This is a genomic window from Actinoplanes lutulentus, assembly GCF_003259845.1.
Taxonomy (GTDB): Bacteria; Actinomycetota; Actinomycetes; order Mycobacteriales; family Micromonosporaceae; genus Actinoplanes; species Actinoplanes lutulentus.
In genome coordinates, this window is sequence record NZ_QLMJ01000001.1 from 472918 (window position 1) to 498052 (window position 25135).

General features: G+C 69.7%; 23 protein-coding genes. 9 read left to right on the forward strand and 14 right to left on the reverse strand.

All coding sequences use genetic code 11. From position 1 onward, the window contains the following. Positions 1-341 precede the first annotated feature (341 nt). Positions 342-1721, forward strand: coding sequence for a calcium-binding protein (locus tag B0I29_RS01930; protein ID WP_111647037.1), 1380 nt, complete (start codon positions 342-344; stop codon positions 1719-1721). Positions 1722-1728: 7 nt separating this feature from the next. Here B0I29_RS01930 and B0I29_RS01935 read toward each other — a convergent pair whose 3' ends face one another. Further along, positions 1729-2508: an aminotransferase class IV gene (locus B0I29_RS01935; protein WP_181557647.1), complete on the reverse strand. Its 780-nt coding sequence runs from the start codon at positions 2506-2508 to the stop codon at positions 1729-1731. Between the two features lie 37 nt (positions 2509-2545). On the opposite strand from B0I29_RS01935, the gene B0I29_RS01940 reads away from it, so the two are divergent. Continuing rightward, on the forward strand, positions 2546-4345 hold the full coding sequence (locus B0I29_RS01940) for a glycoside hydrolase family 15 protein (protein WP_111647039.1): 1800 nt from the start codon (positions 2546-2548) through the stop codon (positions 4343-4345). On the opposite strand, the gene B0I29_RS01945 is transcribed toward B0I29_RS01940, so the two are convergent. From B0I29_RS01945 to B0I29_RS01955, 3 genes are all read right to left on the reverse strand, one after another. Next, positions 4342-6303 (reverse strand): methyl-accepting chemotaxis protein, encoded by a 1962-nt coding sequence (locus tag B0I29_RS01945; protein WP_111647040.1) that lies wholly within the window; start codon positions 6301-6303, stop codon positions 4342-4344. The genes B0I29_RS01940 and B0I29_RS01945 overlap by 4 nt on opposite strands. A 75-nt stretch (positions 6304-6378) precedes the next feature. After that, positions 6379-7452 carry a hypothetical protein gene (locus B0I29_RS01950; RefSeq protein WP_111647041.1) on the reverse strand — a complete coding sequence of 358 codons (1074 nt, stop codon included), beginning with the start codon at positions 7450-7452 and terminating at the stop codon, positions 6379-6381. Positions 7453-7454: 2 nt separating this feature from the next. Further along, positions 7455-8000, reverse strand: a complete 546-nt coding sequence (locus B0I29_RS01955; protein WP_245972132.1) for an RNA polymerase sigma factor — start codon at positions 7998-8000, stop codon at positions 7455-7457. A 33-nt stretch (positions 8001-8033) separates the two neighbouring features. Between B0I29_RS01955 and B0I29_RS01960 the strand changes: the two genes are divergently transcribed. Next, complete coding sequence (locus B0I29_RS01960; protein ID WP_111647042.1) at positions 8034-8747, forward strand: carbon-nitrogen hydrolase family protein; 714 nt, start codon at positions 8034-8036, stop codon at positions 8745-8747. Here B0I29_RS01960 and B0I29_RS01965 read toward each other — a convergent pair. Beyond that, a complete protein-coding gene (locus tag B0I29_RS01965) occupies positions 8719-9888 on the reverse strand; it encodes an MFS transporter (RefSeq protein WP_111647043.1) in 1170 nt (389 codons plus the stop codon). The two genes, B0I29_RS01960 and B0I29_RS01965, sit on opposite strands and share 29 nt — an antisense overlap. Next, positions 9885-10454, reverse strand: a complete 570-nt coding sequence (locus tag B0I29_RS01970) for a TetR/AcrR family transcriptional regulator (RefSeq protein ID WP_111647044.1) — start codon at positions 10452-10454, stop codon at positions 9885-9887. Before B0I29_RS01970 ends, B0I29_RS01965 begins: the two co-directional genes overlap by 4 nt. 98 nt (positions 10455-10552) lie before the next feature. Here B0I29_RS01970 and B0I29_RS01975 point away from each other — a divergent pair, with 98 nt between their 5' ends. Further along, a complete protein-coding gene (locus B0I29_RS01975) occupies positions 10553-11725 on the forward strand; it encodes a macrolide family glycosyltransferase (RefSeq protein WP_111647045.1) in 1173 nt (390 codons plus the stop codon). Positions 11726-11792: 67 nt separating this feature from the next. On the opposite strand, the gene B0I29_RS01980 is transcribed toward B0I29_RS01975, so the two are convergent. Then, positions 11793-12443 carry a pyridoxine/pyridoxamine 5'-phosphate oxidase gene (locus B0I29_RS01980; protein WP_111647046.1) on the reverse strand — a complete coding sequence of 217 codons (651 nt, stop codon included), beginning with the start codon at positions 12441-12443 and terminating at the stop codon, positions 11793-11795. A gap of 103 nt (positions 12444-12546) precedes the next feature. Here B0I29_RS01980 and B0I29_RS01985 point away from each other — a divergent pair, with 103 nt between their 5' ends. Together B0I29_RS01985 and B0I29_RS01990 are read left to right on the forward strand one after the other, a co-directional pair. Further along, positions 12547-12888: a PadR family transcriptional regulator gene (locus B0I29_RS01985; RefSeq protein ID WP_111647047.1), complete on the forward strand. Its 342-nt coding sequence runs from the start codon at positions 12547-12549 to the stop codon at positions 12886-12888. Further along, entirely contained in the window at positions 12885-13877 is a 993-nt protein-coding gene (locus tag B0I29_RS01990; protein WP_111647048.1) for a permease prefix domain 1-containing protein, read from the forward strand. Before B0I29_RS01985 ends, B0I29_RS01990 begins: the two co-directional genes overlap by 4 nt. Positions 13878-14493: 616 nt before the next feature. Here B0I29_RS01990 and B0I29_RS01995 read toward each other — a convergent pair. The 3 genes from B0I29_RS01995 to B0I29_RS02005 form a co-directional block, all read right to left on the reverse strand. Continuing rightward, complete coding sequence (locus B0I29_RS01995) at positions 14494-14844, reverse strand: YrdB family protein (protein WP_111647049.1); 351 nt, start codon at positions 14842-14844, stop codon at positions 14494-14496. A 386-nt stretch (positions 14845-15230) separates the two neighbouring features. Then, complete coding sequence (locus tag B0I29_RS02000; RefSeq protein ID WP_111647050.1) at positions 15231-16979, reverse strand: ABC transporter ATP-binding protein; 1749 nt, start codon at positions 16977-16979, stop codon at positions 15231-15233. Further along, positions 16976-18601: an ABC transporter transmembrane domain-containing protein gene (locus tag B0I29_RS02005; protein ID WP_220091270.1), complete on the reverse strand. Its 1626-nt coding sequence runs from the start codon at positions 18599-18601 to the stop codon at positions 16976-16978. Before B0I29_RS02005 ends, B0I29_RS02000 begins: the two co-directional genes overlap by 4 nt. Before the next feature lie 143 nt (positions 18602-18744). Between B0I29_RS02005 and B0I29_RS02010 the strand changes: the two genes are divergently transcribed. Further along, positions 18745-19164, forward strand: coding sequence for a nitroreductase family deazaflavin-dependent oxidoreductase (locus B0I29_RS02010; RefSeq protein WP_111647051.1), 420 nt, complete (start codon positions 18745-18747; stop codon positions 19162-19164). A 4-nt stretch (positions 19165-19168) separates the two neighbouring features. Here B0I29_RS02010 and B0I29_RS02015 read toward each other — a convergent pair whose 3' ends face one another. Together B0I29_RS02015 and B0I29_RS02020 are read right to left on the reverse strand one after the other, a co-directional pair. Beyond that, on the reverse strand, positions 19169-19990 hold the full coding sequence (locus B0I29_RS02015; RefSeq protein WP_111647052.1) for a carbohydrate kinase family protein: 822 nt from the start codon (positions 19988-19990) through the stop codon (positions 19169-19171). A 1-nt stretch (position 19991) separates the two neighbouring features. After that, positions 19992-21443, reverse strand: coding sequence for an FAD-binding oxidoreductase (locus tag B0I29_RS02020; protein WP_111647053.1), 1452 nt, complete (start codon positions 21441-21443; stop codon positions 19992-19994). A gap of 111 nt (positions 21444-21554) precedes the next feature. On the opposite strand from B0I29_RS02020, the gene B0I29_RS02025 reads away from it, so the two are divergent. Then, the gene (locus B0I29_RS02025; RefSeq protein WP_111647054.1) at positions 21555-22100 is read left to right on the forward strand and encodes a PadR family transcriptional regulator; all 546 of its coding nucleotides are present in this window, start codon (positions 21555-21557) and stop codon (positions 22098-22100) included. 17 nt (positions 22101-22117) lie between these two features. After that, positions 22118-23815 (forward strand): acyl-CoA dehydrogenase family protein, encoded by a 1698-nt coding sequence (locus B0I29_RS02030; RefSeq protein WP_111647055.1) that lies wholly within the window; start codon positions 22118-22120, stop codon positions 23813-23815. Positions 23816-23861: 46 nt separating this feature from the next. Here B0I29_RS02030 and B0I29_RS02035 read toward each other — a convergent pair whose 3' ends face one another. Next, positions 23862-24551: a DivIVA domain-containing protein gene (locus B0I29_RS02035; protein ID WP_111647056.1), complete on the reverse strand. Its 690-nt coding sequence runs from the start codon at positions 24549-24551 to the stop codon at positions 23862-23864. A 151-nt stretch (positions 24552-24702) separates the two neighbouring features. Then, positions 24703-25050, reverse strand: a complete 348-nt coding sequence (locus B0I29_RS02040) for a hypothetical protein (protein WP_111647057.1) — start codon at positions 25048-25050, stop codon at positions 24703-24705. Between the last annotated feature and the right edge of the window lie 85 nt (positions 25051-25135).

Sequence of the window (25135 nt, forward strand, 5' to 3'; positions counted from 1 at the left end):
AAGATCGCTCAAGATCTCCTGGGCGGCCTCGGAACGCCCCGGATATTGCGCGATCTTGGCAAGCTCTGGTCGAAATGTGGGCCGAAGTCGCCGCGGTCGCGCCGGAAGAACCCACTGGCAGAGCGCCCCGGCGGAACATGCGGCCAAAACGCCCCGCCAGAACACACCGCCAGAACACACCGGCAAAACGCTTCGCCAGAACGCGCTGGCGGAAGCACTAGCGGAAGCGCTGGCCGGCTCGCGGATCGCGACCCTCAAGCCCCTACCCAGCGGAAGTCCTAACCAGACTTCGGCCGACCGGACCATCCCGGCACGCAGTGGCGTGTGTCTATGATCCCGGAATGCCTTACTCGACGCCGCTTGTCATCGGCGCGGTCGCTGTTGTCCTGCTGACCAGCGCCTCCCCCGCGCACGCGGCCACCACCCGGGTGGCGTCGGTGTCCGGCACGACGGTCACCTACAAGGCCGCCGCGGGCAAGCAGAACAAGGTCGTGATTACCCGCTCCGGCCGGACCGTCACGATTGACGACCGGGTGGCGATCACCGCGGGTAAGGGCTGCAAGAAAGTCAAAGGCGACAAAACCAAGGTCAGGTGTACGCCGGCCAAAGCGCCCACCAGGGTGAAGATCTACACCTACGACCGGAGCGACTCGATCGTCAACCGGTCGGACCTGTCGATGACGGCCACCGGTGGCACCGCCGCCGACACGGTTCACGGCGGCCCGCGCGGTGACGTGCTGCGTGGCGAGACCGGGAACGACAAGCTCTACGGGCACGGCGGCGCGGACACCCTCGAAGGCCGGACCGGCAACGATCTGCTCGACGGCGGGCCCGGCAACGACAGGCTGGACGGATTCGTCGGCAACGATCGGGTCTACGGCGGCGCCGGTGACGACGAGATGCGTTCGTCCGCGGTTCTGGGCGGACCCGACAACGACGTCTTCTCGGGCGGCGCCGGAGTCGACAGCGTGAACTACTTCCTCTACACCCGGGGCATCGACGCCGACGCCGACGGCACGAGCGGCGACGACGGCCAGTCCGGCGAGAAGGACACCATCCGCACCGACGTCGAGGGCATCGTCGGCGGCAGTGGCAACGACCGGCTCTACGGCACGTCCCGCAACGACCACCTGTTCGGCGGTCCCGGCAACGACCGGCTCCAGGGCGGCGCGGGAAACGACTCGCTCCACGGTTACGAGGGTTCGGACGTCCTCGACGGCGGCGCCGGCAACGACCAGCTGATCGGCGACGATCCGAACGCCGGGGTGTGGCCCGACGTGATCCGTGGCGGCGCCGGCCGGGACCGGGTGGCGTACGGGAACTACACGAAGCCGCTCACCGTGGATCTCGACGGCGCTCAGCGCGACGACGGCCAGGCCGGCGAGCGGGACACCCTCGGCGCCGACCTGGAAGACATCGTGGGCGGCGCGGGCAACGACCGGCTGACCGGGAACGCGTCGGCCAACAACATCCGGGGTGACCTCGGCAACGACGTGATCCGCGGCGGCGCCGGCAACGACGTGCTGGACGGCGAGGACGGCCGGGACAGCCTCTACGGCGACGCGGGCGACGACCAGCTGAGCGGCCTCGACACCGGACCCGATTTCCCGGACACGGCCGACCGTCTCGACGGCGGCGTCAACGGCACCGCCACCGGCGACCTCTGCGACGGCTGGGCCAACGACACGTTCACGGCCTGCGAACGCGGCAACCTTTTCTAGGAGAGCACTACAACGGCTCCCACGTCACGCTCTTCCAGGCGCGGCGCAGCACCGCGCTCAACTCCTCGGACTCTCCGAAGGCCACGTCGTCGATCGACGTGATCGGCTGGCCCGGGTAGTGCGAGTTCGTCGTGGCCGCTCCGCGCAGACCGGCCAGGTCGCCGGCCAGAATCGGACGGCTCACCGACGGGACGCCGAGCGCGTCTAGCCGGGACCGCAGCACCTGCATGGTGATCCCGGCCAGCATCGGCGCCTGCGGCCAGACCACGGCCTCGCCGTCGAAGAACACCGCGTTCCAGACCGAGCCCTCCAGCACCAGGCCGCCGTCGCCGAGGAACAGCACGTCGTCGAAACCGGCGGCCCGCGCGGCCAGGGCCTGGTAGGTCAGCCCCATCGTCGCCATGTGCTTCACGTGCGGAAGCTCCCGCCGGTACGCCACCGAACGCACCCGCAACGGCGGACGGTCACCGTCGGGCACGGGATCGGAAACGGACACCATCACGTCCGTACCCTCGAAGTCCTGGTGTGGCAGAACCGCGACGCGCACGGAGGCGTCTCGTCTCCCGGAGAGAGCGTGGCCGATCAATGACGGCACCGCCGCGGAATCGAAAGCGGCCGAGGGAAACAGTGTCGCTGTCCCGTCGCGCAGCCGGGCGAGGTGCAGCGAGAGCCCGGCGACGGCGCCGCCGCGGACCTGCATCGAGGTGTAGTGGCCATAGTTCCAGGTAGCGGCCCGGTGCACGACCTCGAGGCCGGCCGGCGAACCGTTGATCTCCACAACCGTCACCGTGTCATCCTGGCATCTCTGGGTAAAGACACTGGTCATGGCGCTCCCGATCGAGGACTACGCGATCATCGCGGACACACAGACGTCGGCCCTGGTCGGCCGGAACGGGTCGATCGACTGGTTGTGCGTGCCGAGGTTCGACTCGGGCGCCATCTTCGCGGCGCTGCTCGGCGACGAGGAGAACGGGCACTGGACGATCGCGCCCGAGGGTGAGTCAACGACGAAACGCCGCTACCGGGACGAGACCCTCGTGCTGGAGACCGAGTTCGAGACATCGACCGGTCTGGTACGCCTCGTCGACTTCATGCCACCCCGCACCGAATCCCCGTCCGTGATCCGCCTCGTCGAGGGTGTCCGCGGCGAAGTCGACATGAGCATGGTCCTGCGGCTGCGCTTCGATTACGGCCACGTGGTCCCGTGGGTCTACAAGGAGCGGAACGACCTGGTGGCGGTCGCCGGCCCGGACGCGGCCTGGCTGAGCACCCCGGTGGAGACCCGCGGCGAGAACCTCGCCACCCACGCGAACTTCACGGTACGCGCGGGCGACACCATCCCGTTCACCCTGACCTGGCGTCCGTCGCACCTGACCGCGCCGGAGCCGATCGACCCGGTTCACCAGCTCGGCGTGACCGAGGGCTACTGGCGCGGCTGGGTCTCCGCGTGCACGTACGAAGGTGAGTGGCGTGACGCCGTCGTACGCTCGCTGTTGACGTTGAAAGCTCTCACGTACGCACCCACCGGTGGCATCGTGGCGGCCGCGACCACGAGCCTGCCGGAGAAGCTCGGCGGGGTGCGCAACTGGGACTACCGGTTCTGCTGGCTGCGCGACGCCACGATCACGCTGCAGTCGCTGCTCTTCTCCGGTTTCCAGAGCGAGGCCACGGCCTGGCGCAAATGGCTGCTGCGCGCGATCGCCGGCAACCCCGCGGAGCTGCAGATCATGTACGGGGTAGCCGGCGAGCGCCGCCTAGACGAGTACACGGCGGACTGGCTGACCGGTTACGACGGCAACCCGGTGCGGATCGGGAACGCGGCGGCCGAGCAGTTCCAGCTGGACGTCTACGGCGAGGTGATGGACGCGCTGCACCAGGGCCGGCGGGCCGGGCTGAAGGCGGACGACCCGGCCTGGGGTCTGCAGGTCAAGCTGATGGAGTTCGTCGAGCAGCACTGGATGGACCCGGACGAGGGCATCTGGGAGGTCCGGGGCGGCTCGAAGCAGTTCACCCACTCGAAGCTGATGGCCTGGGTGGCCGCCGACCGGGCGGTGAAGGCGGTCGAGGAGTTCGCCCTGGACGGCCCGGTGGACCGGTGGCGCCGGCTGCGCGACGAGATCCGCGCCGACATCCTGGAGAAGGGGTACGACACCGAGCGCCGGACGTTCACCCAGTTCTACGGCTCGGCGGAACTGGACGCGTCGCTGTTGATGGTGCCGCTTGTCGGGTTCCTGCCGGCCGACGACGAGCGGGTGATCGGCACGGTCGCCGCGATCGAGGAGCACCTGCTGGTCGACGGGTTCGTGCAGCGGTACACCCAGAAAGAGGACACCGACGTGGACGGCCTGCCGCCCGGCGAGGGCGCGTTCCTGGCCTGCACGTTCTGGCTGGCCGACAACTACGCGCTGATGGGACGGCACGACGAGGCCCGGGAGACGTTCGAGCGGCTCCTCGCGCTGCGCAACGACGTCGGCCTGCTCTCCGAGGAGTACGACACCGATGCCGGCCGCCTGGTCGGCAACTTCCCGCAGGCGTTCAGCCACGTCCCGCTGATCGACACGGCGAGGACGCTGAGCAGCGCGCTGGCCCCGACCGAGGCGAGGGCGAAAGAGGGACTCCGTTAGAAGCGGAAGGAACCCACCAGGCGGGTCAGCTGAGACGATAAATCCGACAGGTTCGCGGCTGCCTGCTGCGTTGCCCGCGCACCCTCTGCTGTGGAAGCGGCCACCGACGCCACCCCGTTGATCGTGCGCGCCACTTCCCCACTACTCGACGCGGCATCCGTCACCGTCCGGCTCATCTCCGCCGTCGTCGCCGTCTGCTCCTCGACCGCCGAGGCGATCGTCGTCGTGTAGTCGCCGATCTGGGCGATCACCTCGGCGATCTCCCCGATCGCGCCGGCCGCCGAGGAGCTGGAGGCCTGGATCGCGGTGATCCGGGCGGTGATCTGCTCGGTGGCCGAGGCGGTCTGCTGGGCCAGCTCCTTGACCTCACCGGCCACCACGGCGAAGCCTTTGCCCAGCTCACCGGCGCGGGCCGCCTCGATCGTCGCGTTCAGCGCGAGCAGGTTCGTCTGCTCGGCGATCGACGTGATCAGCTGGACCACCTCGCCGATCTCGGTGCTGGCCACGCCGAGTTCGGCGACCTGGTTGTTGGTGCGCTCCGCGATGGAGACGGCCTGGCCGGCGACCTGCGCCGCCTGGGTGGCATTGCTGGAGATCTCAGCGATCGACGCGCTCATCTGCTCGGCGCCGGCCGCGAGGGCCTGCACACCGGCGTTGACCTGCTCGCTGGCGTCGCTGGCCGCGCCGGCCTGCTGCGAGGCGCTGGTGGCGCCGGATTCGAGGCGGGCGCTCACCTCGCTGAGTTCCTGCGCCGCGGTGGTGAGGGTTCCGGTGGACCCGGCGATACCCCGGATCGTGGTGCCGACCTTCTCGACGAACCGGTTGAACGCCCCGGCCAGCTGACCGGCCTCGTCGTCGCGGGCCGCGGTGACCCGCTGGGTCAGGTCGCCGTCGCCGTCGGCGATCTCGGCCATCCGGTCACGGAGCTTCTCGATCGGCCGGACGATGTTGCGGGCCAGCACGAACGCGGCCATCCCGGCGATCAGCACCGCCACGCAGGCGAGCCCGATGCTGACCCACCGGGTGGTGTTCGCGGCGGCCAGCACGGTGGCGGTCGGCACCTCGACGACCAGCGCATAGGTGTCGCTGACCCCCAGCGGCACCGGCGCGGCGATCCGCAGGGTCTCCTCGCCGTCCACGTCGGTGACCGAGGTGCTTGTCGTCCCGGCCTTCGTCGCGGTGGCGGCCAGCGCGGTCAGGTCGCTCGGCGCGGCCTCCCCGCTGGTGCCGGCCCCGGCGACCAGCAGGCCGGCGGTGCTGATCAGCGTCGCCGTGCCGGTGCCGAACGGTTTGATCCCGCCGACCAGCGTGCCGATGGTGTCCAGCGCCAGGTCGACGCCGGCGACACCGACGACAGTGCCGTCACGTTCGATCGGCACGGTCACCGAGGTCATCAGGATCGACTTTCCGCCCACGTCGTAGGCGTACGGCTCGATCACCTTCTCCTTGCCGGTGTCGTGCGGCACCAGGTAGTAGTCGCCGTCGCCGGACTGGTCATAACTGGTCAGCGGCGTGAGCGCGAGCTTGTCGCCGTCGCGGTACCAGTACGGCACGAACCGGCCGGTCGCGTCGGTGGTCGCGTCGGCGTTGCGGTACCGCCGGTCGCGCCCGTCGAACGCGTTCGCGTCCCACCCGGTCCAGATCCCCAGGTAATCCTCGTGCGCGGCCAGCACCGACTTCAGCTGTGCGCTCGCGGCCGCCCGGGTCCCGCCGTTGTCCGCGGTCGCGGCCAGCACCTCGGCCATGTCCCGCGCGGTGCCGAACCCGGCGGTGAGCGTCTCCTGAATCTCGGCGCTGCTCGCCTTCGCCACCTCGTCGGCATAATCAAAACCGGTCTCGCGCGCCTCGTAGGAGTTGCGCCCGGTGATGTAGGTGACCACCACCAGCATCGACACCACCAGCATCAGCACCATCGCGGCGATGACACGCACCTTGATCGTGATCCGGGACTGGCGCACACCAGCTTGATCGGCACGCTGCGGCAACGACTGAGGGCGGGCTCCTCACCGAGCCCACCCCCACTTCGGTACGCGTCAGCGCGTGATCGTGAAAGGCGTCAGATCACTCGACGGTATTGCCCGGTACGCCATCCCCCGCAGCGTCTTCGCGTCGACCCAGCTGATCGCCACGATCGGGTCCTCGCTGTGGTAAGGATCGATGTCCACGCTGGTCCCGTCGCTCAGCGCTCCGGTGGTGACGTCCATCAGCGTGATCTCCGGCCCGGCGTCGTCGACGTACGCGATCGCGACCTCGGACGCGTCCGGCGACAGCCGCAGCGAGATGATCCGATCGCAGGTGGCGTTACCGTCCAGCGACACCATCTCCGCCTCGGACGGGGTGTCCAGGGCGACGAACTCGACGACGCACGGGTTCGACTTCCGGGTCAGGGCGAGCTTCCCGTTCTCCACGTCGGCGCCGTAGATCTGGCCGTCGAAGAAGTCGGTGACGTCGAGCTGCTCCGGCGTGACGAGCACCCTTTCCCCACCGGCGTTCAGCGTGTGCTCGACCAGGCCGGACGGGCGCCAGAGGTACGCGTACTCACTGGTCGCGCTGACAAGCGTGACCTTCTCGCCTGCCTTGCCCACCTCGCGGGTCTGCCGCACCGTGCCGTCCGGACCGGCCACGACGAGGTTGGTCTTCGAGCCCTGCGGCCCGATCGCCACGATGCTGCCGTCGGCCAGCCCGGCGAACCGGTCCCAGCGATCAGCGCCGACGACCTGGTGTTTCCTCATCTGCCAGGTGCTGTCCACGGTGAACTCGCCGACCTGGGTGCCGCCGAACTCGGTGTAGATCGGTGTGGCGTTCTCGAAGGTGCGGTACGAGCCGTCGGCGCCGTTGAGCATCAGACGCTGGGCGCCGGTCGGCAGCGGGGCCGCGGTGGTCGCGGCAGGCGGATTCACCGGTGTCCGGTCCGGTGCCCGGTTCACCGAGACGCCGATGCCGACGACCGCGATCACGGCCGCGACTCCGGCGAACGCCGCCGTCATCTGGCGGTTGCGGTGCCGGCGGGCCCGGCGGGGGATGTCAGCGAAATCGCCACCGTAACCGGGCTCGGCCTGGGCGACGTCACGGATCAGAGTTTCGATGTCGTGCGGGATGCGGTCCATGGTCAGGCCTCCTCGTTCAGGTCGCGGCGCAGGTCGGCGAGCGCGCGGGAGAGTCGGCTCTTCACCGTGCCCTCGCTGATCCGCAGCGCCTCAGCGGTCTCGGCGGTGCTCATGTCCAGAAGGATGCGGCAGGTCACCACCGCGCGCTGCGGGCGTGGCAGCCGGTCCAGAGCCTCGCGGGCCATCACCACGTTCTCCGCGGCCCCGCGCCGGCCGTGATCCGGCTGATCGCCCGGCGGCCGTTCCCGCCGCACCTTGCGCCACCATGAGGTGGCCCAGTTCAGGCCGACCCGGAACACCCAGCCTGCCGGGTTTTCCAGGTTGCCCACCGTCGACCAGCGTTGATAGGCGCGAGCCATCGCCTCGGCCACCGCCTCGCCGGCCAGGTCGTCCCGCCGCAGGGTCACCGCGAGAGCGCGGTAGACCCGGTCCACATTGGCGCGGTAGAACGCCTCGAAGTCCTCGGCAGGCGGCCCGTTGTCACGCGTGGCCAGTCCCCCGTTTATTGCCGCTCCTGTCGAAGCCGTCATGACCAGTACACGCGTCACCCGTCGAAAGGGTTCCCGGGTATTTTCGGGAATGTGGAAACATTTTCGCAGAGCCTCACGATCGCGGTGGCGCAGCCGCTGACCAGCGCCCATGACGTCGCGGCGAACGCGGTGGCGCACGCCGAGGCGATCCGGGCCGCCGGCGCCCGCGTGGTGGTCTTCCCGGAGATGTCCCTCACCGGGTACGAACTGGACGCCGCCGTGGTCGAACCGGACGACCCGAGGCTCGCCCCGATCGTCGAGGCCTGTGCTCACACCGGCACGATCGCCCTGGCCGGCGCGCCGGTGCCGGGGCCGTGGATCGGCGTGCTCGCGGTCGACGGCAGCGGGGCGCGTGTCGTCTACGGCAAGGTCTACCTGCACGGCAGCGAGGCGGAGTCGTTCAAGCCGGGCGAGCCGGCGGTCCTCGACGTCGACGGCTGGCGGCTCGGCCTGGCCGTCTGCCGGGACACCGGGATCCCGGAGCACGCGGAACGCACCGCGGCGCTGGGCATCGACGGTTATCTGGCCGGCGTGGTCCACCACGACCACGAGTCACAGGTGCACGGGGATCGGGCCCGGCGGGTCGCCGCTGATCACGGCGTGTGGGTGGCCACCGCCGCGTTCGCCGGACCGACCGGTGGCGGCTTCGACCGTACCTCCGGGCGCTCGGGCATCTGGTCCGCCCAGGGTGAGCTACTCGCCGAGGCCGGGGCAGCTCCCGGAGAGTTCGCGGTGACTACTTTCGCGCGAGCCACCGATACATGAGACCGGCTGCCAGCAGGCCGGCGGCGCCGACCACCACCGCCGACGCCGTCAGCGAGGCCACCGCCGTCACCGCGCCGATCAGCAGCGGCCCGCCACCGGCTCCGAGGTCGGCGCAGACCCGCCACACCCCGAGGAACTGCGCCCGCCCGGCCGCCGGTGACACGTCCGCGCCGACCGTCATGACCAGCCCGGCGCTGAGCCCGTTGCCGATGCCCATCAGCACACCGGCGGCGGCCAGGCCGACCACGCCGTTCGCCAGCGGCAGCAGCGCGAACGCCAGCCCGAGCAACGCCATCGCCGGCACTGCCGCGGACCGCCGGCCGTACAGATCCATCAGCTTCCCGGCCGGATAGAACAGCAGCATGTCCACCCCGCCGGAGATGCCGTAGATCAGCGCGATGGTCGCCGGTTCCAGGCCGAGCGACGCGCCCCAGAGCGGCAGGATCGTCTGCCGCGACGCCCGCAGCGCACCGACCAGCAGCACCGCGAGACCGAGAGTGCGCAGTGTGCGGGCGTTGTCCCGGATCACGTCGCGCAGCGCGGGCGCGGCACCGGCGAACACCGGCCGGCCATGCGGCACCTCCGGCAACGCGAGCAGCAGTACGCTCGCGATCACTGCCGCGCCGAGCGCGACGAGATACGCACCCTTCAGACCCATCAGGTGTACGGCAACCGACCCGGCGAACGGCCCGAGAAAAGTACCGATCCGGCCCACACCACCGAGCGTCGACATCGCACGAGCCCGCAGTTCCGGCCGCACCGCCTCGGCCATGTACGCGTGCCGGGCCACACCCCACGCCGCAGCGGTCAGCCCGACCAGCATGACGGCCACCGCGAGCAGCAGCACGTGCGAGGCGAACACGCAGGCCAGCAGCGCCGGCACCGCCAGCGAACTGCCGAGCAGCATGGTCCGGCGCTCACCGATCCGGGACACCAGCACGCCGGCCGGCACCGCGCCGAGGATCTGACCGACACCGACCATGCCGGCGACGACCGCGGCCACCGCGAACGACGCGCCGAGCTCGGTGGCGGAGAGCGCGAGGACGGGCGCGATCGCGCCGGTGCCGATCGAGTAGACGCCGGACGGCAGGTAGACGGTGGGACCGAGCTGCCGGAGCGTGAGCCCCTTGGCGGCCGTCACGGCGTGATCGCGGCGATCGCCAGCTGGACCACGCCGTCGGCGTACTCGTCGGTGAGCGGTCCGGTCCGCAGCAGCCAGCGGTGGTACAGCGGGCCGAACAGCAGCTCGACGGCCTGGTCGAGATCGACGTCCGCGCGGATCGGACCCGCTTGCAGCCGCTTCTTCACGGCGTCGAGCTGAGGACGCAGCAGCTGGTCACGGACCTGCTCGGCGAGTTTCTCGTCGTTGAGGGTCTCGATGGTCAGTGCCCGGGTGGTCGCGGACAGCTTCGGGTCGGCGAACTCGGCGACCGTGGCCCGCATGACGGTCCGCAGGTCGGCCTCCAGGTCGCCGGTGTCCGGCAGGACCAGAGCTTCGGCGGACGAGGTCGCGTCGATCAGCGCGTCCAGGATGATCGCGCCCTTGCCACGCCACCAGCGGTAGATGGTTTGTTTGCCGACCCCGGCCCGGGACGCGATCGCCTCGATGGTCAGGTCGGAGTACCCCGTCTCGGCGAGCAGTTCGAGGGCGGCGTCCAGGATCGCGCGGCGGGAACGCTCGCTGCGCCGGGCGGGATCGGCGGTCATGCCAGCACCCTACCGCGAGACGCAACGTCTCGTCTTGACAGGTTGCTCGATTCACGAGACGATACGTCTCGTCTCATTGACTTCCCCTGGAGGAACTCATGCCGCACATCGCCGTCGTCAGCATCCCCGCACACGGGCACGTCAACCCGAGCCTCGAGATCGTGCGTACCCTCGTCGCCCGCGGTCATCGGGTCACCTACGCGAACGACGCCTCGTTCGCCGAGGTCATCGAGTCCACCGGGGCGACCCTCCGGCCGTACCGATCAACGTTGCCGACCACCGACGACGTCTGGACCGACGACCCGATCGAGCAGCTCACGCTCTTCCTCGACGACGCGATCTCGATGCTCCCGCAGCTGCGCGAGGCCTACGACGACGACCGTCCCGACCTGTTCCTCTACGACATCGCCGGCGCGCCGGCCCGGCTCCTCGGCGAGCAGTGGGGCATCCCCTCGATCCAGCTGTCCAGCACATTCGTGGCCTGGGACGGATACGAGACGGAGATGGCGCCGATGATCGAGGCGATGCGGGCCGACCCGCGCGGCGCCGACTACTACCGCCGGTTCACCGCGTGGCTGACCGCGGAGGGCTCGTCGGTCACCGACAGCACGGCGTTCCAGGGCCGGCCGCCGCGCTCGCTCGCGCTCATCCCGCGCGCCATCCAGCCAAACGCCGACCGCGTCGACCCGAAGGTCGTCGATTTCGTCGGCCCGATCCTCGGCGACCGCTCCCACCAGGGAGAGTGGACCCGGCCGGCCTCCGCCGAGAACGTCCTGCTGGTCTCGCTCGGCTCCGCCTTCACCGACCACGCCGACTTCTACCGCAACTGCCTCACGGCTTTCGGCGACCTGCCCGGCTGGCACACCGTGCTGCAGATCGGCAAGCACGTCGACCCGGCGTCGCTCGGCGACATCCCGGACAGCGTCGAGGTGCACCCGTGGGTCCCGCAGCTGGCGATCCTCGATCAGGCCGACGCGTTCCTCACCCACGCCGGCATGGGCGGCAGCAGCGAGGGCCTCTGGGCCGGCACTCCGATGATCGCCGCGCCGCAGGCCGCCGACCAGTTCGCCAACGCCGCCCAGCTGGCCGAACTGGGCGTCGCGACCGTCATCGACTCCGCCACGGTCACCGCCGCCGAACTCCGGAAAACCCTGCTGGACCTGCTCACCGGCTCGGCGCCGGCTCAGTCCGCCAAGATCAAGGCCCGGGTACGCGCGGAGGGCGGCGCCGATCGTGCCGCCGACCTGATTCTCGCCGAGCTCGACGGCTGAGCCCACTCAGGGCTCGGTGATCCAGCTGTCGTTCACGGCCAGAGTCGCTCCCTGATCCAGCTGGCGTTCACGGCCAGAGTCGCTCCCTGATCCAGCTGTCGCCCTCGCGGCGATAGTGCAATCGCACGTGCCGCCGGTCAGCGTCGCCCTGCCAGAACTCGACGCTGACCGGCGAAACGACGTAGACCGTGTAGTCCTCGGCGATGACGCCGGGATCGTCCCGGAGACGTTCCTCCGCCGCCGCGAGGGCTTGCTTCAGCTCCTCCGGGCCGCCGAGGACCGCGCTCTGCCGGCCGGCCAGGCTCGCCGCCCGTGAGATGTCCGGGCGGGACAGGAAGTCGGCGGCACAGAACTGTTGATCCAACGGGGTGGCGTTTCCGCGTACCCTGATCTGTCTCCCCTGCTCGCGCCAATGGAAATTGAGCGCGCCCCACGGGTTTTCCGCGAGCTGGCGCCCTTTGGCGCTGCTCGCGGCGGTGGCGAACTGCCAGCCGCGATCGTCGAGCTCCCTGAGCATCAGCACGCGCGTGTCCGGCCGCCCATCGGCGCCGGCCGTCGCCAGAGTCACGACGTGCGGCTCCCGGACACCGGCCTCGACCGCCTCGGCCAGCCACGTCACGAACAGCTCGCGAGGGTCCTCCGGTGCGTTGCCGGCGTCGAACGACGGCAACGGACCGGCGAGAACGGGCAGGCCACGCAGCAGATGACGAATGCTCACCCGCCGAGTTTAGAGGTGTGTCCGATTCGCCGGGTTAAACAAACTGGCTGAGGCAATGTCGTGTGGCTTGCCATAGTGTGTGACACACACTATCGTTTCTCACATGACAACGGATGCGACGCTCTCCACTCACCTGCAGGAGTTGCGCCGCGGCACGGTCGTCGTCGCGAGTCTCACGGTCCTGCAGACGCCGGGCTACGGATACTCGCTGCTCGAAACATTGAGCGCGGCCGGTTTCGAGGTGGAGGCGAACACGCTCTACCCCCTGCTGCGGCGCCTGGAGTCCCAGGGCCTGCTGACCAGTGCGTGGAACACCGACGAGGCAAGGCCGCGCAAGTTCTACCGGACCACACCGCAAGGCGACGCGATCGCGACCGCCCTGCGCTCGGAGTGGACGCGGCTCGACAAGGCAGTGACCGATCTCGACTCAAGGGGCGACAAGTGACCACCCTCATCGACCGCTACGTCTACACCGTCCTGCGCCGCATCCCCGAGCAGCAGCGCACCGACATCGACCGCGAGCTGCGCACGTCCATCGAGGACGCGGTCGAGGCCCGCGTCGCCGGCGGCTCACCGCCAGAGGCGGCCGTCGAGGAGACGCTGCTGGAGCTGGGCGACCCCGACCGCCTCGCCGACGGTTACGCCGACCGCAAGCAGTACCTGATCGGTCCGGAACTGTTCGAAACCTGGTGGCGCGTCCTGAAGATGCTGCTCACGATCGTCCTGCCGATCGTGGTCGTGGCACTCACCACGCTCCGCACCCTGGACGAACCGTCGATCGGCACCGCGATCGGTTCCGCCATCAGCACCCTGATCACCGTCGGGGCACACATGGCCTTCTGGACCACCGCGATCTTCGCCCTGCTGGAGCGCACCGGCGTGGCCCGCGACGAGCTGCCCGGCTCCAACCGCCGCGGGTGGAACCTGACCGACCTGCCGCGTTACGAACCCCGCGCCATCAGCCTCGGCGAGCTCGCGACCGGCATCATCTGGCCGGTGCTGCTGATCGTCGCCCTGGTTCTGCAGCAGTTCACCTTCACCGATCAGCCTGTCCTCAACCCGGACAACTGGACCTTCTGGTGGCCGTTCCTGATCGTGGTCCTGCTGCTGGAAGCGGGCTATGCGATCTGGCTGTTCCGCAAGGACGCCTGGACCCACACGGTGACCGTGGTCAACGCGGTGCTGGCGGTGCTGTTCACGGCTCCGGCGGTGTGGCTGCTGGCGACCGAGCGCTTCTTCAACCCGGAGTGGGTGTCCACATTGGATTGGGGCACGGTCGAGCCGCTCAACTGGCTGACCGGCATCATCATCGCCATCACGGTGATCGGCGCGGCCTACGACGTGATCGAGGTGGCGGTCAAGACCGAGCGGTCCCGGCGGGGCCTCCCCACAAAGGTCCCCGGCACCGGCAGCGAATACACCAACCCGATCTAACTCCACCCGCTCCGGCTCCTGACCCTAGCCCTGCTCCTGCTCTTGGCCCTGGCCCTGCTCCTCAGTTCCCGAAAGCGCCCGCTGCCGATCCGGCGGCGGGCGCTTTGCCCAGACTCTCGCCGTCCGTACGGCCTCACCCAACTACTCGAACCGTCACGGAGGGTGAGCGCCCGGCGGGGTACCGCCCAGCTCAAGCCCAATCATGGAGACCCGTGGGTGCCCTGACCCCCGCAGGTCTCCACAAAAGCCAGCACACTCCACGGTTATGGCGGCAGCGCGTCACCAGATAACTCACGAATCACTCGAAACCGCCACGCCCCGGCGGCAGCCTCCCGAAACTCGTGAGTTTGTGGTCGGTGGGACGGCCGAACCTCACAAGATCTGTGACCACGCCGCAGCGAGAACCGCCGCTCCGCCCGAACTCAGGCCGGCCCACAGAATGGCGAACTCAGGGCTCACAATCGTGGGCAGAACTCTCCAAGATCTGAAAAGCCAGGAACTCCGAAGCTCCAGGGATCCCGGCGTTCCCACCTGAACAAGCCGCGACCTTCGACGGGAGCCACCAGAAGCGGGCGGGCGATCAAAGGCGGGCGGGCGATCAAAGGCGGGCGGGCGATCAGAGGCGCTCGCCACCGGTTGACGTGTCCAACGCGTGCAGGGCCCAGCGGTTCACAGCCGCCAGCGCCGCCAGGGTGACCGCCAGCCACGGATGACCGGTAACGATCAGAGCCACCGTCGCACTGCCGAAGACCGTCCACTCCGGGATCAGCCGGTGCGGGTCGGGCAACGGACGGCTCGCCCTCGGAGCCACCCAGCGCCCCCAGATCACGGCCGCCACCAGCGGAAACCCCACAGCGGCAAGGATCCGCACGAAGGCAGGCCCGGGTAGATGCCAGCCGCCGTACGCCAGCGCCGCCAGCGCACAGAGCTCCAGCCCGAACCGCAGTCCCAAATTGATCGCCCTCACCGCCGCAGACTACGACAGCAGCCCCATCCACAGCCGACCCGCCAAACGCACACCACGGGCCCATCGCCCCAACCAGCCGGCCGTCGACGCACGTAGCCCAAGCACACGCCAGCAGCCGTACCCGCCCTCCCCCACGAACGGCGCCCCGGAAAGCCGGCGCCCAGATCTTGAGCGATCCTCCACCTCATACAGTCAAAGATCACTCAAGATCCAACGCGGCGCGGTCCCGGCTCGCGCTCACGGTCGCACTTTCGGCCCCAACATGACCACAAGCACAAGCCGACCGGCGCTCCAACACCCCCGGCAATCGCGGACCTCCCGCATCCCCGGCACAACGAAAATGGAGCAGCACCCAGCACCGCGCCACCAGCGGAATCGAACAACGGCTACGGGTTCGGAGCTGTCAGCTGCTCTCCGTGGATCGACGGTGTGCTGTGCCACGATCTCCACAGGGCCGCATAGGACCCGCCCTCCGCCACCAGATCGTCGTGCGTGCCCAGCTCGATGATCCGCCCGTCCTCCATCACCGCCACCCGATCGGCGTCGTGAGCTGTCTGCAACCGATGCGCGATCGCGATCACCGTCCGCTCGTGCAGAACCGCTGCCAGTGCACGCTCCGCGGTACGCGCAGCCCCCGGATCCAGCAGCGCCGTCGCCTCGTCCAGAATCACCGTGTGCGGGTCGGCCAGCAGCACCCGCGCCAACGCCAGCTGCTGTGCCTGAGCCCCGTCCAACGGCTCCTCCCCCAGATCACGGTCGAGGTCGCCGGCCCAGTCCGCGCCGACCGTGTCCAGCGCCCGGCGCAACGCCTCATCGGACGCGGCCACCATCAGGTTGTCCCGCAGCGTCTCCCGGAAGACGTGGTGCTCCTGGGTCACCAGGACGACCTGGCGCCGCAACTGATCGGGGCCGAGATCTGCGATCGGCACGCCGCCGACCTCCACGGTGCCCCCGGTGGGCCGGTCCACCCCGGCGATCAACCGGCCGAGTGTGGACTTGCCAGCACCGGAGAGGCCGACGATTGCGAGCCGCTCCCCCGGACGCACGGTCAGGTCGACGTCGTGCAGCACATCCCGGCCGGGCTCGTAGGAATACCGCACCCCGCGAACCTCGATCCGATCGCTGTCAGGGGACGCCGACACCGACGACCGTGGCGCCGGCAGTGACCCGATCCCCTCGACCCGGGCGAACGACGCGCTACTGCTCTGCAACTGCTCGACCCAGAGCAGGATCGTGTCCAGCGGGTTGACGAGCTGCCGCAGATAGAGCACCGCCGCCGCGACCGTCCCGAGACTCACATGGCCGTCGATGTACAGCACCCCGCCGAGCAGCAGCACCAGCACGGTCGGGATCGCGTACGACGTCTCGACCAGCGGGAAGAAGACGCTGCGCAGGGCGAGCGTGGCCAGCCGGGTGCGGCGGGTGTCGGCGATCGCGACGTCACCGGCGGCGAGGCGGCGGCCGGCCAGCTCGAAGGCCTCGACGGTACGCGCACCCGCAGTGGTCGCCGCGAGCTCTTCGGCGAGCCGCGAGTTGGCCGCACCCTCGGCGAGGTACGCGTCCCGCGCCACCCGTAGGTACCACCGCACGCAGAACCAGATGCCCGACAGCCCGAGCACGCCCGCCAGTCCGAGCATCGGGTCGAGCACCACCACGGCGGCCACGATGAACAGCACCTGGACGAAGCTGATGAACACTTTCGGCAGGACGTCGCGCAGTGTCGTGGCGACCGTGTCGACGTCGGTGCTGCCCCGGGCGGCCAGGTCACCGGAGGGCACCCGCTCCACCACGGAGGCCGGCAGCGCCAGGGCCCGGCGCAGGAACCCCTCGCGGATGCGGGCCGCCGTCCGCTCCCCGAACCGGTATCCGACGGTGAGCGCGAACCGCGCCAGAACCGTCTGCACCACCGCACAACCCAGCACACCAGCGGCCAGCAGATCAACACGATTGCCGCCGCCACCCGATGTCACGGTGTCGATCACCCGGCCCAGCAACCACGGCGCTCCGAGCCCGGCGACCGCCGCCAGCGAGCTGAGGAAGATCATCGTGGCGACGGCCCGCCGATCGGCGGCGAGCAGCCGCAGCGCGGCCCGCCCGACCTCACGGTTCCCGGCGACCGGCAGCGCGGCGCTCACCGATCCCCCTCAAACGAATCGGCAGCGTCGGCAGCGTCGAAAACCCGGGTCACCAGCGCCCGATAACCCGGCGAGCCGGCCAGCAGCTCCGCATGCGTGCCACAACCCGCGACCTGCCCGCCGACCAGGTAGACCACCTCGCCGGCCCGCGCCAGCAGCACCGGCGAGGTGGTCGCGACCAGAGTCCCCCGCCCGGCGCGCGCCGCGACGAGACGTTCCGCGATGGCGGCCTCGGTGTGCGCGTCCACCGCTGACGTCGGCTCGACGGCGAGCAGCATCTCCGGGTCGGCGTGCAGCGCACGGGCCAGCCGCAGCCGCTGCCGCTGACCGCCGGAGAGATTGCGGCCACCCCAGTCGACCGGCCGGGAGAGGTCAGCGGCGATGTCACCCGCGACCGCCACGCCGATGGCGGCACGGACCCTGTCGTCGTCCGGCTCGTCGCGCCCGGCGACGATCTCCCGCAGCGACCCGGCGAACAGGGCGGCGTCGTTCTCCGCGACCAGGATCCGGGACCGTACCGAAGGCTGGGCGATGTCACTGAGCAGCAAGGATCCCCAGGTCGCGGGCGAAACGCCGTACCGGCCCAGCCGATCGATCACCGCGACCGCATCGGACGGGTTGTCGGCGACCAGCGCGGTGAACCTGCCCGGCGCGGCGGAGACACCGGAGACCGGGTCGTGCAGCACCGCCGGCTCCTCCGGCGGGGACACCCCCGACGGGTCGTCGACGGGCAGCCGCAGAAACTCGGTCACCCGCCGGGCCGCCACGAGACCGTGCGTGATGTCGAACCCGCAGAAGATCAGGACATTCACCGGTATGACGAGCATGGCCGTGTACCCGTACACCGCGATCAGCTCACCGACGGTGAGCGAACCCGCGGCCGTGAGCCGCGCGGCCAGCCACGTCACCACCCCGAGGAAAACCAGCGGCAGGCCGTCGCCGAGCGCGCCGATCCAGCCGGCCGGGCGGCCCACCCGGTAACCGAGCTCGCGCACCCGCGCCGACTGGCCCTCGTAACGGCGCAGGTGAGTCTCCTTGCCACCGAGCCCGTTGAGAATCCGCAGGCCGCCGAGCACGTCGACGAGTCGCGCGTTCAGCTCGCCCTGCGCCTGGCGATATCGCGCGCCGGCCCTCTGGGTACGCCCGAGCAGCGGCCCGACGATCAGCGCGAACACCGGCACACCGATCAGCACCACGACGGCGAGCGGCGGCGACGTGCGGAACAGCAGCGTCGCCACCACGAGACACGCCCGCGTCGCGGCCACACCGACACCGCCGACGTTCATCGCCCGGCCGATCGTCCACACGTCGGAGATCCCGATCGTCACCACCTCGCCCGCGGTGACCCGGCGCGGCAGCGCGCTCCCGAGCCGGGTGGCGTGCGTCATCACCAGGTCGGCGGTCAGCAACGCGGCTTTCAGCCGCAGCTTCGTCATGCTGCGGTGCCGCATGATCCCCAGCCCGGCGCCGGCCACACCCAGGATCAAAACCGCCGCGACCCAGGGAAGCAGCGCGCTCAGGTTGCGCGGCCCCAGGCCGCGATCCACGGCCTGCGAGATGAGGTACGGCGTGAGGGCCAGACTGACGAACCACAGTGACCCGAACAGCGCGCCGAGCGCCACCCACCCCCGGCACTGTCGCGCCAGCCACCATAGAAATCGTCCCGGTCCGCGCGCATCCACGACATTGATGCTGCAACATTGCCCCTGGGGCTTGTCATCCCTTTTTATGTGGGTCACATCGCACGGCTGGGTAGGGTCAGATCATGACATCTGCGATCGATCTGCACGGCGCCCCGCACGTGGCGCGTTACCTGGAGACCGACGGCGAGGACGGTTTCTACTGGCGCAACGGCACCACGATCCTGATTCTCTTCACCAAGGGACGGAAAACCGGCGAGGAGCGCTCGCACGCCCTGATCTTCCGCGAGCACGGCGACGCGTACCTGGTGGTGGCCTCGAAAGGTGGCACCGACGCGCCTCCGGCGTGGTTCGTGAACCTGGAGGCCGACCCCGCGGTCGAGGTCCAGATCAAGGGTGAGCGGTTCGCGGCGACGGCGCGGGTGGCGACGCCGGCCGAGAAACCGGAGATGTGGGCGACGATGGCCGAGGCCTGGCCGGACTACGACGAGTACCAGAAGAAGACCGACCGGGAGATCCCGGTGGTGGTGCTGGAACGCGCCTGACCCCTCAGCCGGCCAGCTCGCGGGAGCGGACCGCCGCGGCACCCGCACGGGCGCCCTCCCGCAGGCATTCCGGCAGCGGGATGCCGCGCAGCCGTCCGGCGAGGACACCGGCGAAGAACGCGTCCCCGGCGCCATTGGTGTCCACGACCTCGTCGACCCGCTCGGCGGGGACGTGGATCGGGTCGGCGCCGCGTTCCAGGGCTATCGCGCCCTCCGCGCCGAACGTGCAGACCACCAGCCGAGCACCGGCATCGATCCGGTCGCGCATGAACACGACCGGGTCGGGCAGCCGGTCGGCGCTGGCGAAGATCACGTCGGCGGTCTCGGCGAACTCGCGCTGGAACTCGCCCTCGGTGTCCCAGTCGTGCAGGTCGGTCCAGATCTCCTTGCCGGCGGCGCGCGCGGCCCGCAGGACCGGACGGCTGATTTCGGCCAGGTCGGTGACAACCACGTCGACGTCGTCCAGCGCCGGCACGGCCGCTTCACCCTCGATCGACGGCAGGTTCAGGTAGATCGAGAGCCGCTGACCGTTTCCGTCCATCAGGTTGGTGTGCCGCTCGGAGCCGTTCGCGCTGGGCGTGACCAGGAGGTCGATCCCGTCGAGCGCGGCCAGGATCCGCCGGCCCGGCTCATCGTCGCCGACCACCGTCCTCAGCGTGACCGGCACGCCCAGCCGGGCCAGGTTCAGGGCTTTCCCCGCCGAGGTCCCGCCGATCGCCTCGTGATGCCAGTCGGCGAAGACCTGATGCGGCTCCGGGCGTGGGAACGCCGCCACATGGATCATGAGGTTCCAGGAGACCGGGCCGGAGATCAGGACACGCTGCATCTCAGAGAGCGTACGGTGACCGGAACAGCGACTGAGGGTCCACCGTGGCCCGAATCCAGCGCAGCCGCGAAAAGCTCGGTCCGTAATACCGGGGCAGCACCGCCGGGCTCGGCTCCAGATAGTTGACGTACCGGCCCGCCGACCAGCGGCTCATCACCCGATGACCGGATTCGATCCATGCGTAACCATCCTGGACGGCCGCCGGATCGGTGCTTCCGGGCAGCACCAGCCACTGCAGCATGGTGTGCGCGCCCCGCCACGGGAACGCTGTCGCGTCCGCAGCCACCCGCCCGGCCGCGCCGGTCAGCCGCTTGAACTTCGCCACCCCGGGCTTGCGCGCCCGAGCCCGCCGCTCCACCGTCGCCAGCAGTTCGGCGATCGCCGGCTCCGGCAATGCCCATCGAAAGATCTCACTGCCCGCGAGTTCCGTCCGCCGCCGCGCCTCCCCCGCGCGATCATGCACGACGTCCAGGTGGGCGCGGCGCTCCAGCGTCGCGAGCGCGGGCTCACGCCCGACCGCCCGAGCGATCTCCGCGGCCTCCGCGTCCGGGTCACCCTCCAGCACAACCCCCGAGATGCGTACGCTCAATCGCCCGTTCCGGTCGGACGCGAACTGACAGGTCGACCAGGTCTCGTCCGGCGCCGTGGCGAGCCGCGCCTGCCAGCCGGCGGCGACTCTGGCGGCCTCACCCCAGGGATAGTTCAGGACGAACGTCCCGGTCGTGGTGACCCGGTGCGTGCGCATCCGCCAGCCGGTGACGACCCCGAACTGACCGCCACCACCACCGCGCAGCGCCCAGAACAGGTCCCGTTCGCGCTGCGCGTCGACCGTCCGCGCGTTCCCGTCGGCGGTCACCACCTCGGCTTCGACGACGGCGTCACACGTCAGCCCGTACGCCGAGGCCGCCATGCCGATCCCACCACCGAGGGTGATCCCGCTGATCCCGACCGTCCCGCACGAGCCCGAGGGGATCGACCGCCCGGCCGCGCCGAGCCGGTCGTAGACGTCACCGAGCCGCGCGCCACCGCCGACCGCCGCGGTGCCGCTCCCCCAGTCGTACCGCACGTCCTGGATCCCTCGCAGGTCGAGCACGACCCCGCCGGCCGTGGTGGACGCCCCGACGTAGGAGTGCCCACCCCCGCGCGTGACGACGGCGACGCGGGCCGCGCGGGCGAACCGCACCACCTCGGCGACATCGGCGGCGTGCGCGACGACAGCGATCGCGGGCGGGTGGACCGGGTCGAAGCGGGGGTCAGCGAGCTGCCGGGTCCGCTCGTACAGCGCGGTGTCCGGAAGCTCAAGACGTCCGTCGAGCGAGGCGGCGAGGGCGGTCCAGTCGGGCGCGGACGTCCGGCCGGCGCTGGGCCGCGGCACCGGCCGCCGCACATCCGACCCCGCGCCGGTGAGAGCGGCGGCCCCAGCTCCCAGCACAGCCCGGCGAGACAAAAGCATCACCAGATCGTGTCATATCTACGCAAAACGCCCCCGCAACCACTGCCGATCATTTTTCGCGCCGCCCGCCGGGCCTTGCTATGCAACTCGTTGCATAGCAGGATGGCGGGCATGGCCCTGGAGCACGCGATTCTGGTTTCGCTGCTGGAGCAGCCCGGGTCGGGCTACGAGCTGGCCCGGCGTTTCGAGCGATCCATCGGCCGGTTCTGGAACGCGACTCACCAGCAGATCTACCGCGTTCTGAAGCGGATGGAGTCCGACGGGTGGGTCAACTCCGAGGCGATCGGGCAGGACGGCCGGCCGGACAAACGGGCCTACTCGGTCACCGGCGACGGCCGTGACCAGCTGGTCGAGTGGCTCCGGGAGCCGGTTCAGCCCGAGGCGGTCCGGCACGAGCTCGCTGTGAAGATCCGCGGGGCGGCCTTCGACGACGATGCCGGGCGGACCGCGCTGATCGCCGAGGTTGTGCGTTATCGGGCCGAGCACGAGACGACACTGAACCGGTACCTCACCGGTGAGAAGCGCGACTTCCCGGACGACACCGACCTGGACACGGGGCAACGGCTGCAACACGTGGTGCTGCGAGGCGGGATCGCCTACGAGCGGATGCTGCTCGACTGGCTCGACGACGTCCTCGAGACGCTGCGAAAAATCTGAGAGGAAAGTACAGAACAGTGTTGTTCAACCCGCACACCTATGACCCGGCGCATTTCGACCCGGAGACCCGGCGCCTGCTGCGCGCCACGATCGACTTCTTCGAGGAGCGCGGTAAGAAGGCGCTGCTGGACACGTACATCGATCGCGAGTGGTACGCGGACTTCCTGGAGTTCGCCGGCAAAGAGGGCCTGTTCGCCGAGTTCCTGACGCCGGCCGCCGACGGGGAGGGCACCCGCTGGGACACCGCCCGCAACGTGGCGCTCAGCGAGATCCTCGGCTTCTACGGCCTCAACTACTGGTACACCTGGCAGGTCACCGTCCTCGGCCTCGGCCCGGTCTGGCAGAGCGCCAACGCGCAGGCCCGCGAGCACGCCGCGCAGCTGCTCCGGGACGGCCACGTGATGGCGTTCGGCCTCTCCGAGCGCAGCCACGGCGCCGACATCTACGCCACCGACATGGTCCTGACGCCGACTGACGAGGGCTTCACCGCCTCCGGCAGCAAGTACTACATCGGCAACGGCAACGTCGCGGGCCTGGTCAGCGTCTTCGGCCGCCGGGCCGATATCGAGGGCCCCGAGGGGTACGTGTTCTTCGCCGCCGACAGCCGCCACCCGAGCTACCACCTCGTGAAGAACGTGGTGAACTCGCAGATGTTCGTCAGCGAGTTCCGGCTGGACGACTACCCGGTGCGGGAGCAGGACGTGCTGCACACCGGCAAGGCCGCGTTCGACGCCGCGCTGAACACGGTAAACGTCGGCAAGTTCAACCTGTGCACGGCAGCGATCGGCATCAGCGAGCACGCGATGTACGAGGCGGTCACCCACGCGCACCGCCGGATGCTGTACGGCAAGCCGGTGACCGCGTTCCCGCACGTGCGACGGGAGCTGACCGACGCGTACACCAGGCTGGTGGCCATGAAGCTCTTCGCCGATCGGGCGGTGGACTATTTCCGCTCGGCCGGGCCGGACGACCGCCGTTATCTGCTCTTCAACCCGATGACCAAGATGAAGGTCACCACCGAGGGCGAGAAGGTCATCGACCTGCTCTGGGACGTGATCGCGGCGAAGGGCTTCGAGGCGGACACCTACTTCGACAAGGCCGCCAAGGACATCCGGGGACTTCCCAAGCTTGAGGGTACGGTCCACGTGAACCTGGCCCTGATCCTGAAGTTCATGCCGAACTACCTGTTCAAGCCGGCCGAGTACGCACCGGTGCCGGCCCGGCACGACGACGCCGACGACGAGTTCCTGTTCCGTCAGGGTCCGGCGCGGGGTCTCGGGCAGATCCAGTTCCACGACTGGCGCACGGTGTACGACGCGCACGCGGGCATTCCGAACGTGGCCCGATTCCGCAGGCAGGCTGACGGTCTGTGCGAGCTGCTGCTCAAGCACGCGCCGGACGAGGCGCAGCAGGGCGACCTGGACTTCCTGCTCGCTGTCGGCCAGCTGTTCGCGCTTGTCGTCTACGGCCAGCTGATCCTGGAGAACGCCGGCAAAGCAGAGACCGGGACCGACATCCTCGACGAGATCTTCGGCATCCTGGTCCAGGACTTCTCGGCGTACGCCACCGAGCTGCACGGCAAGGCGGCGACGACCGACGCTCAGGCGCAGTGGGCGTTGTCACAGGTGCTGCGCCCGGTTGTCGACGCGGAGCGCACCGGCCGGATCTGGGACCAGGTCTTGTCGCTTGTCGGCGCGTACGAAATGCGGCCTTAAAAAGGTCTTGCCCGGGGCTTGGAGAGCCCCGGGCAAAGCATTACCGTCAGACCGCGCCGTCGGGGGCGCTGGTCAGGTCCATCAGCTGCTGCTGGACGTGGTTGGTCAGCGCGCCCTGGTAACTCTGCGCGAGCTGGCCCAGCCGGTCGATCTCGTCGAGCAGGGCGGCACGTTTCTCCACGATGCTGTCCATCGCCTCGGCGTGGTTGCGCCGCGCGTCGCTCTCTATCGTGCTGGCCTTGAGCTGGGCGTCGCTCATCAGCTGCTCGGCCTTGTTCTGTGCGCCGGTGAGCACCGAGTCGGACTCGCGCTGGGCGTCACGCATGTGCTCGTCGGCGGTGCGCTGCGCCATCATCAGCACCCGCGAGTTGCGGTCGTCGTCGACCGGCACCAGGGCCTGGCTCTGGCTGGACGCCTCGGAGCGGGCGCGCTCCAGCTGGGACTGCATGTTGCGCGCGTTCTGCTCGGCGCGGGCTCGCGCCTCCTGCAGGCGCTCCAGCTGGGAGGCGAGCTCGGCGAACTCGTTGTTGAGCACCATCGTCGATGCCGCGCTCGCCTGCGCGCCGCCGCCACGCTGAGCCTGGTCACGCAGAGCGCCGTTCTCGTCGATGAGACGGATCAGCTCCTGCTCGACCTCGTCCAGGAAGGCGTCGACCTCCTCCTCGTCGTAGCCCCGCTTGCCGATCGGGGGTTTCTTGAAGGCGACATTGTGAATGTCAGCTGGAGTGAGCGGCATGGTGCTCCCTGGCTCCTGTCAGTTGCGGTCGTGCGGCCCGAAATCCTACGCAACCGCCCTGTGGCTGCGCCGTGGGCTTGATCACGCGAGGTCGCCGGCTGCGCGATCGAGCGTACGCGCCGCCGGCCAGTGTTGCCTTCCCCGTATGCGCTCAGCGCCAGAAGACCGCTACCGCCGCATTCACCACGGTGAGCGTGATGATGCCGATGAAGTGGCCCCTGTTGACCTCGTCCCGCTTCCGCGGGATGAAGACCATGATGAAGATGAGAACGGCGACGAGCAACTTCACGCCCAGCTTGACCGGGTCCGGCTCGTTGTCGCCGCCACCCCGCAGCGGCGCGGCCAGCCCGAGGCCGCTGACCAGCTGGATGATCGAGCCCCAGAGCACCGTCCTGCTGATCCGGATCTTGCCGGAGAGCAGCGTCGAGACACCGCCGCCGAGCAGCAGCGCGAATCCGACGAGGTGAATGAAGAGGAGAACCAACCGGAGAGCTTCCACGGCCGCAAAGCTTGCCAGGACACATCCTGAAGGATCACTCCGGGTCCCCCGCCGGGTAGCGTCAGAGCTGATCAACAACGGTGGG

What these genes read in the sequence shown, in the direction of transcription:
- B0I29_RS01930 (WP_111647037.1), top strand. Translation starts at nt 342, where the DNA reads ATGCCTTACTCGACGCCGCTTGTCATCGGCGCGGTCGCTGTTGTCCTG.
- B0I29_RS01970 (WP_111647044.1), bottom strand. Translation starts at nt 10,454, where the DNA reads ATGACCGCCGATCCCGCCCGGCGCAGCGAGCGTTCCCGCCGCGCGATC.
- B0I29_RS02015 (WP_111647052.1), bottom strand. Translation starts at nt 19,990, where the DNA reads ATGCAGCGTGTCCTGATCTCCGGCCCGGTCTCCTGGAACCTCATGATC.
- B0I29_RS01940 (WP_111647039.1), top strand. Translation starts at nt 2,546, where the DNA reads ATGGCGCTCCCGATCGAGGACTACGCGATCATCGCGGACACACAGACG.
- B0I29_RS01985 (WP_111647047.1), top strand. Translation starts at nt 12,547, where the DNA reads ATGACAACGGATGCGACGCTCTCCACTCACCTGCAGGAGTTGCGCCGC.
- B0I29_RS02025 (WP_111647054.1), top strand. Translation starts at nt 21,555, where the DNA reads ATGGCCCTGGAGCACGCGATTCTGGTTTCGCTGCTGGAGCAGCCCGGG.
- B0I29_RS01950 (WP_111647041.1), bottom strand. Translation starts at nt 7,452, where the DNA reads ATGGACCGCATCCCGCACGACATCGAAACTCTGATCCGTGACGTCGCC.
- B0I29_RS02010 (WP_111647051.1), top strand. Translation starts at nt 18,745, where the DNA reads ATGACATCTGCGATCGATCTGCACGGCGCCCCGCACGTGGCGCGTTAC.
- B0I29_RS01975 (WP_111647045.1), top strand. Translation starts at nt 10,553, where the DNA reads ATGCCGCACATCGCCGTCGTCAGCATCCCCGCACACGGGCACGTCAAC.
- B0I29_RS02035 (WP_111647056.1), bottom strand. Translation starts at nt 24,551, where the DNA reads ATGCCGCTCACTCCAGCTGACATTCACAATGTCGCCTTCAAGAAACCC.
- B0I29_RS02020 (WP_111647053.1), bottom strand. Translation starts at nt 21,443, where the DNA reads ATGCTTTTGTCTCGCCGGGCTGTGCTGGGAGCTGGGGCCGCCGCTCTC.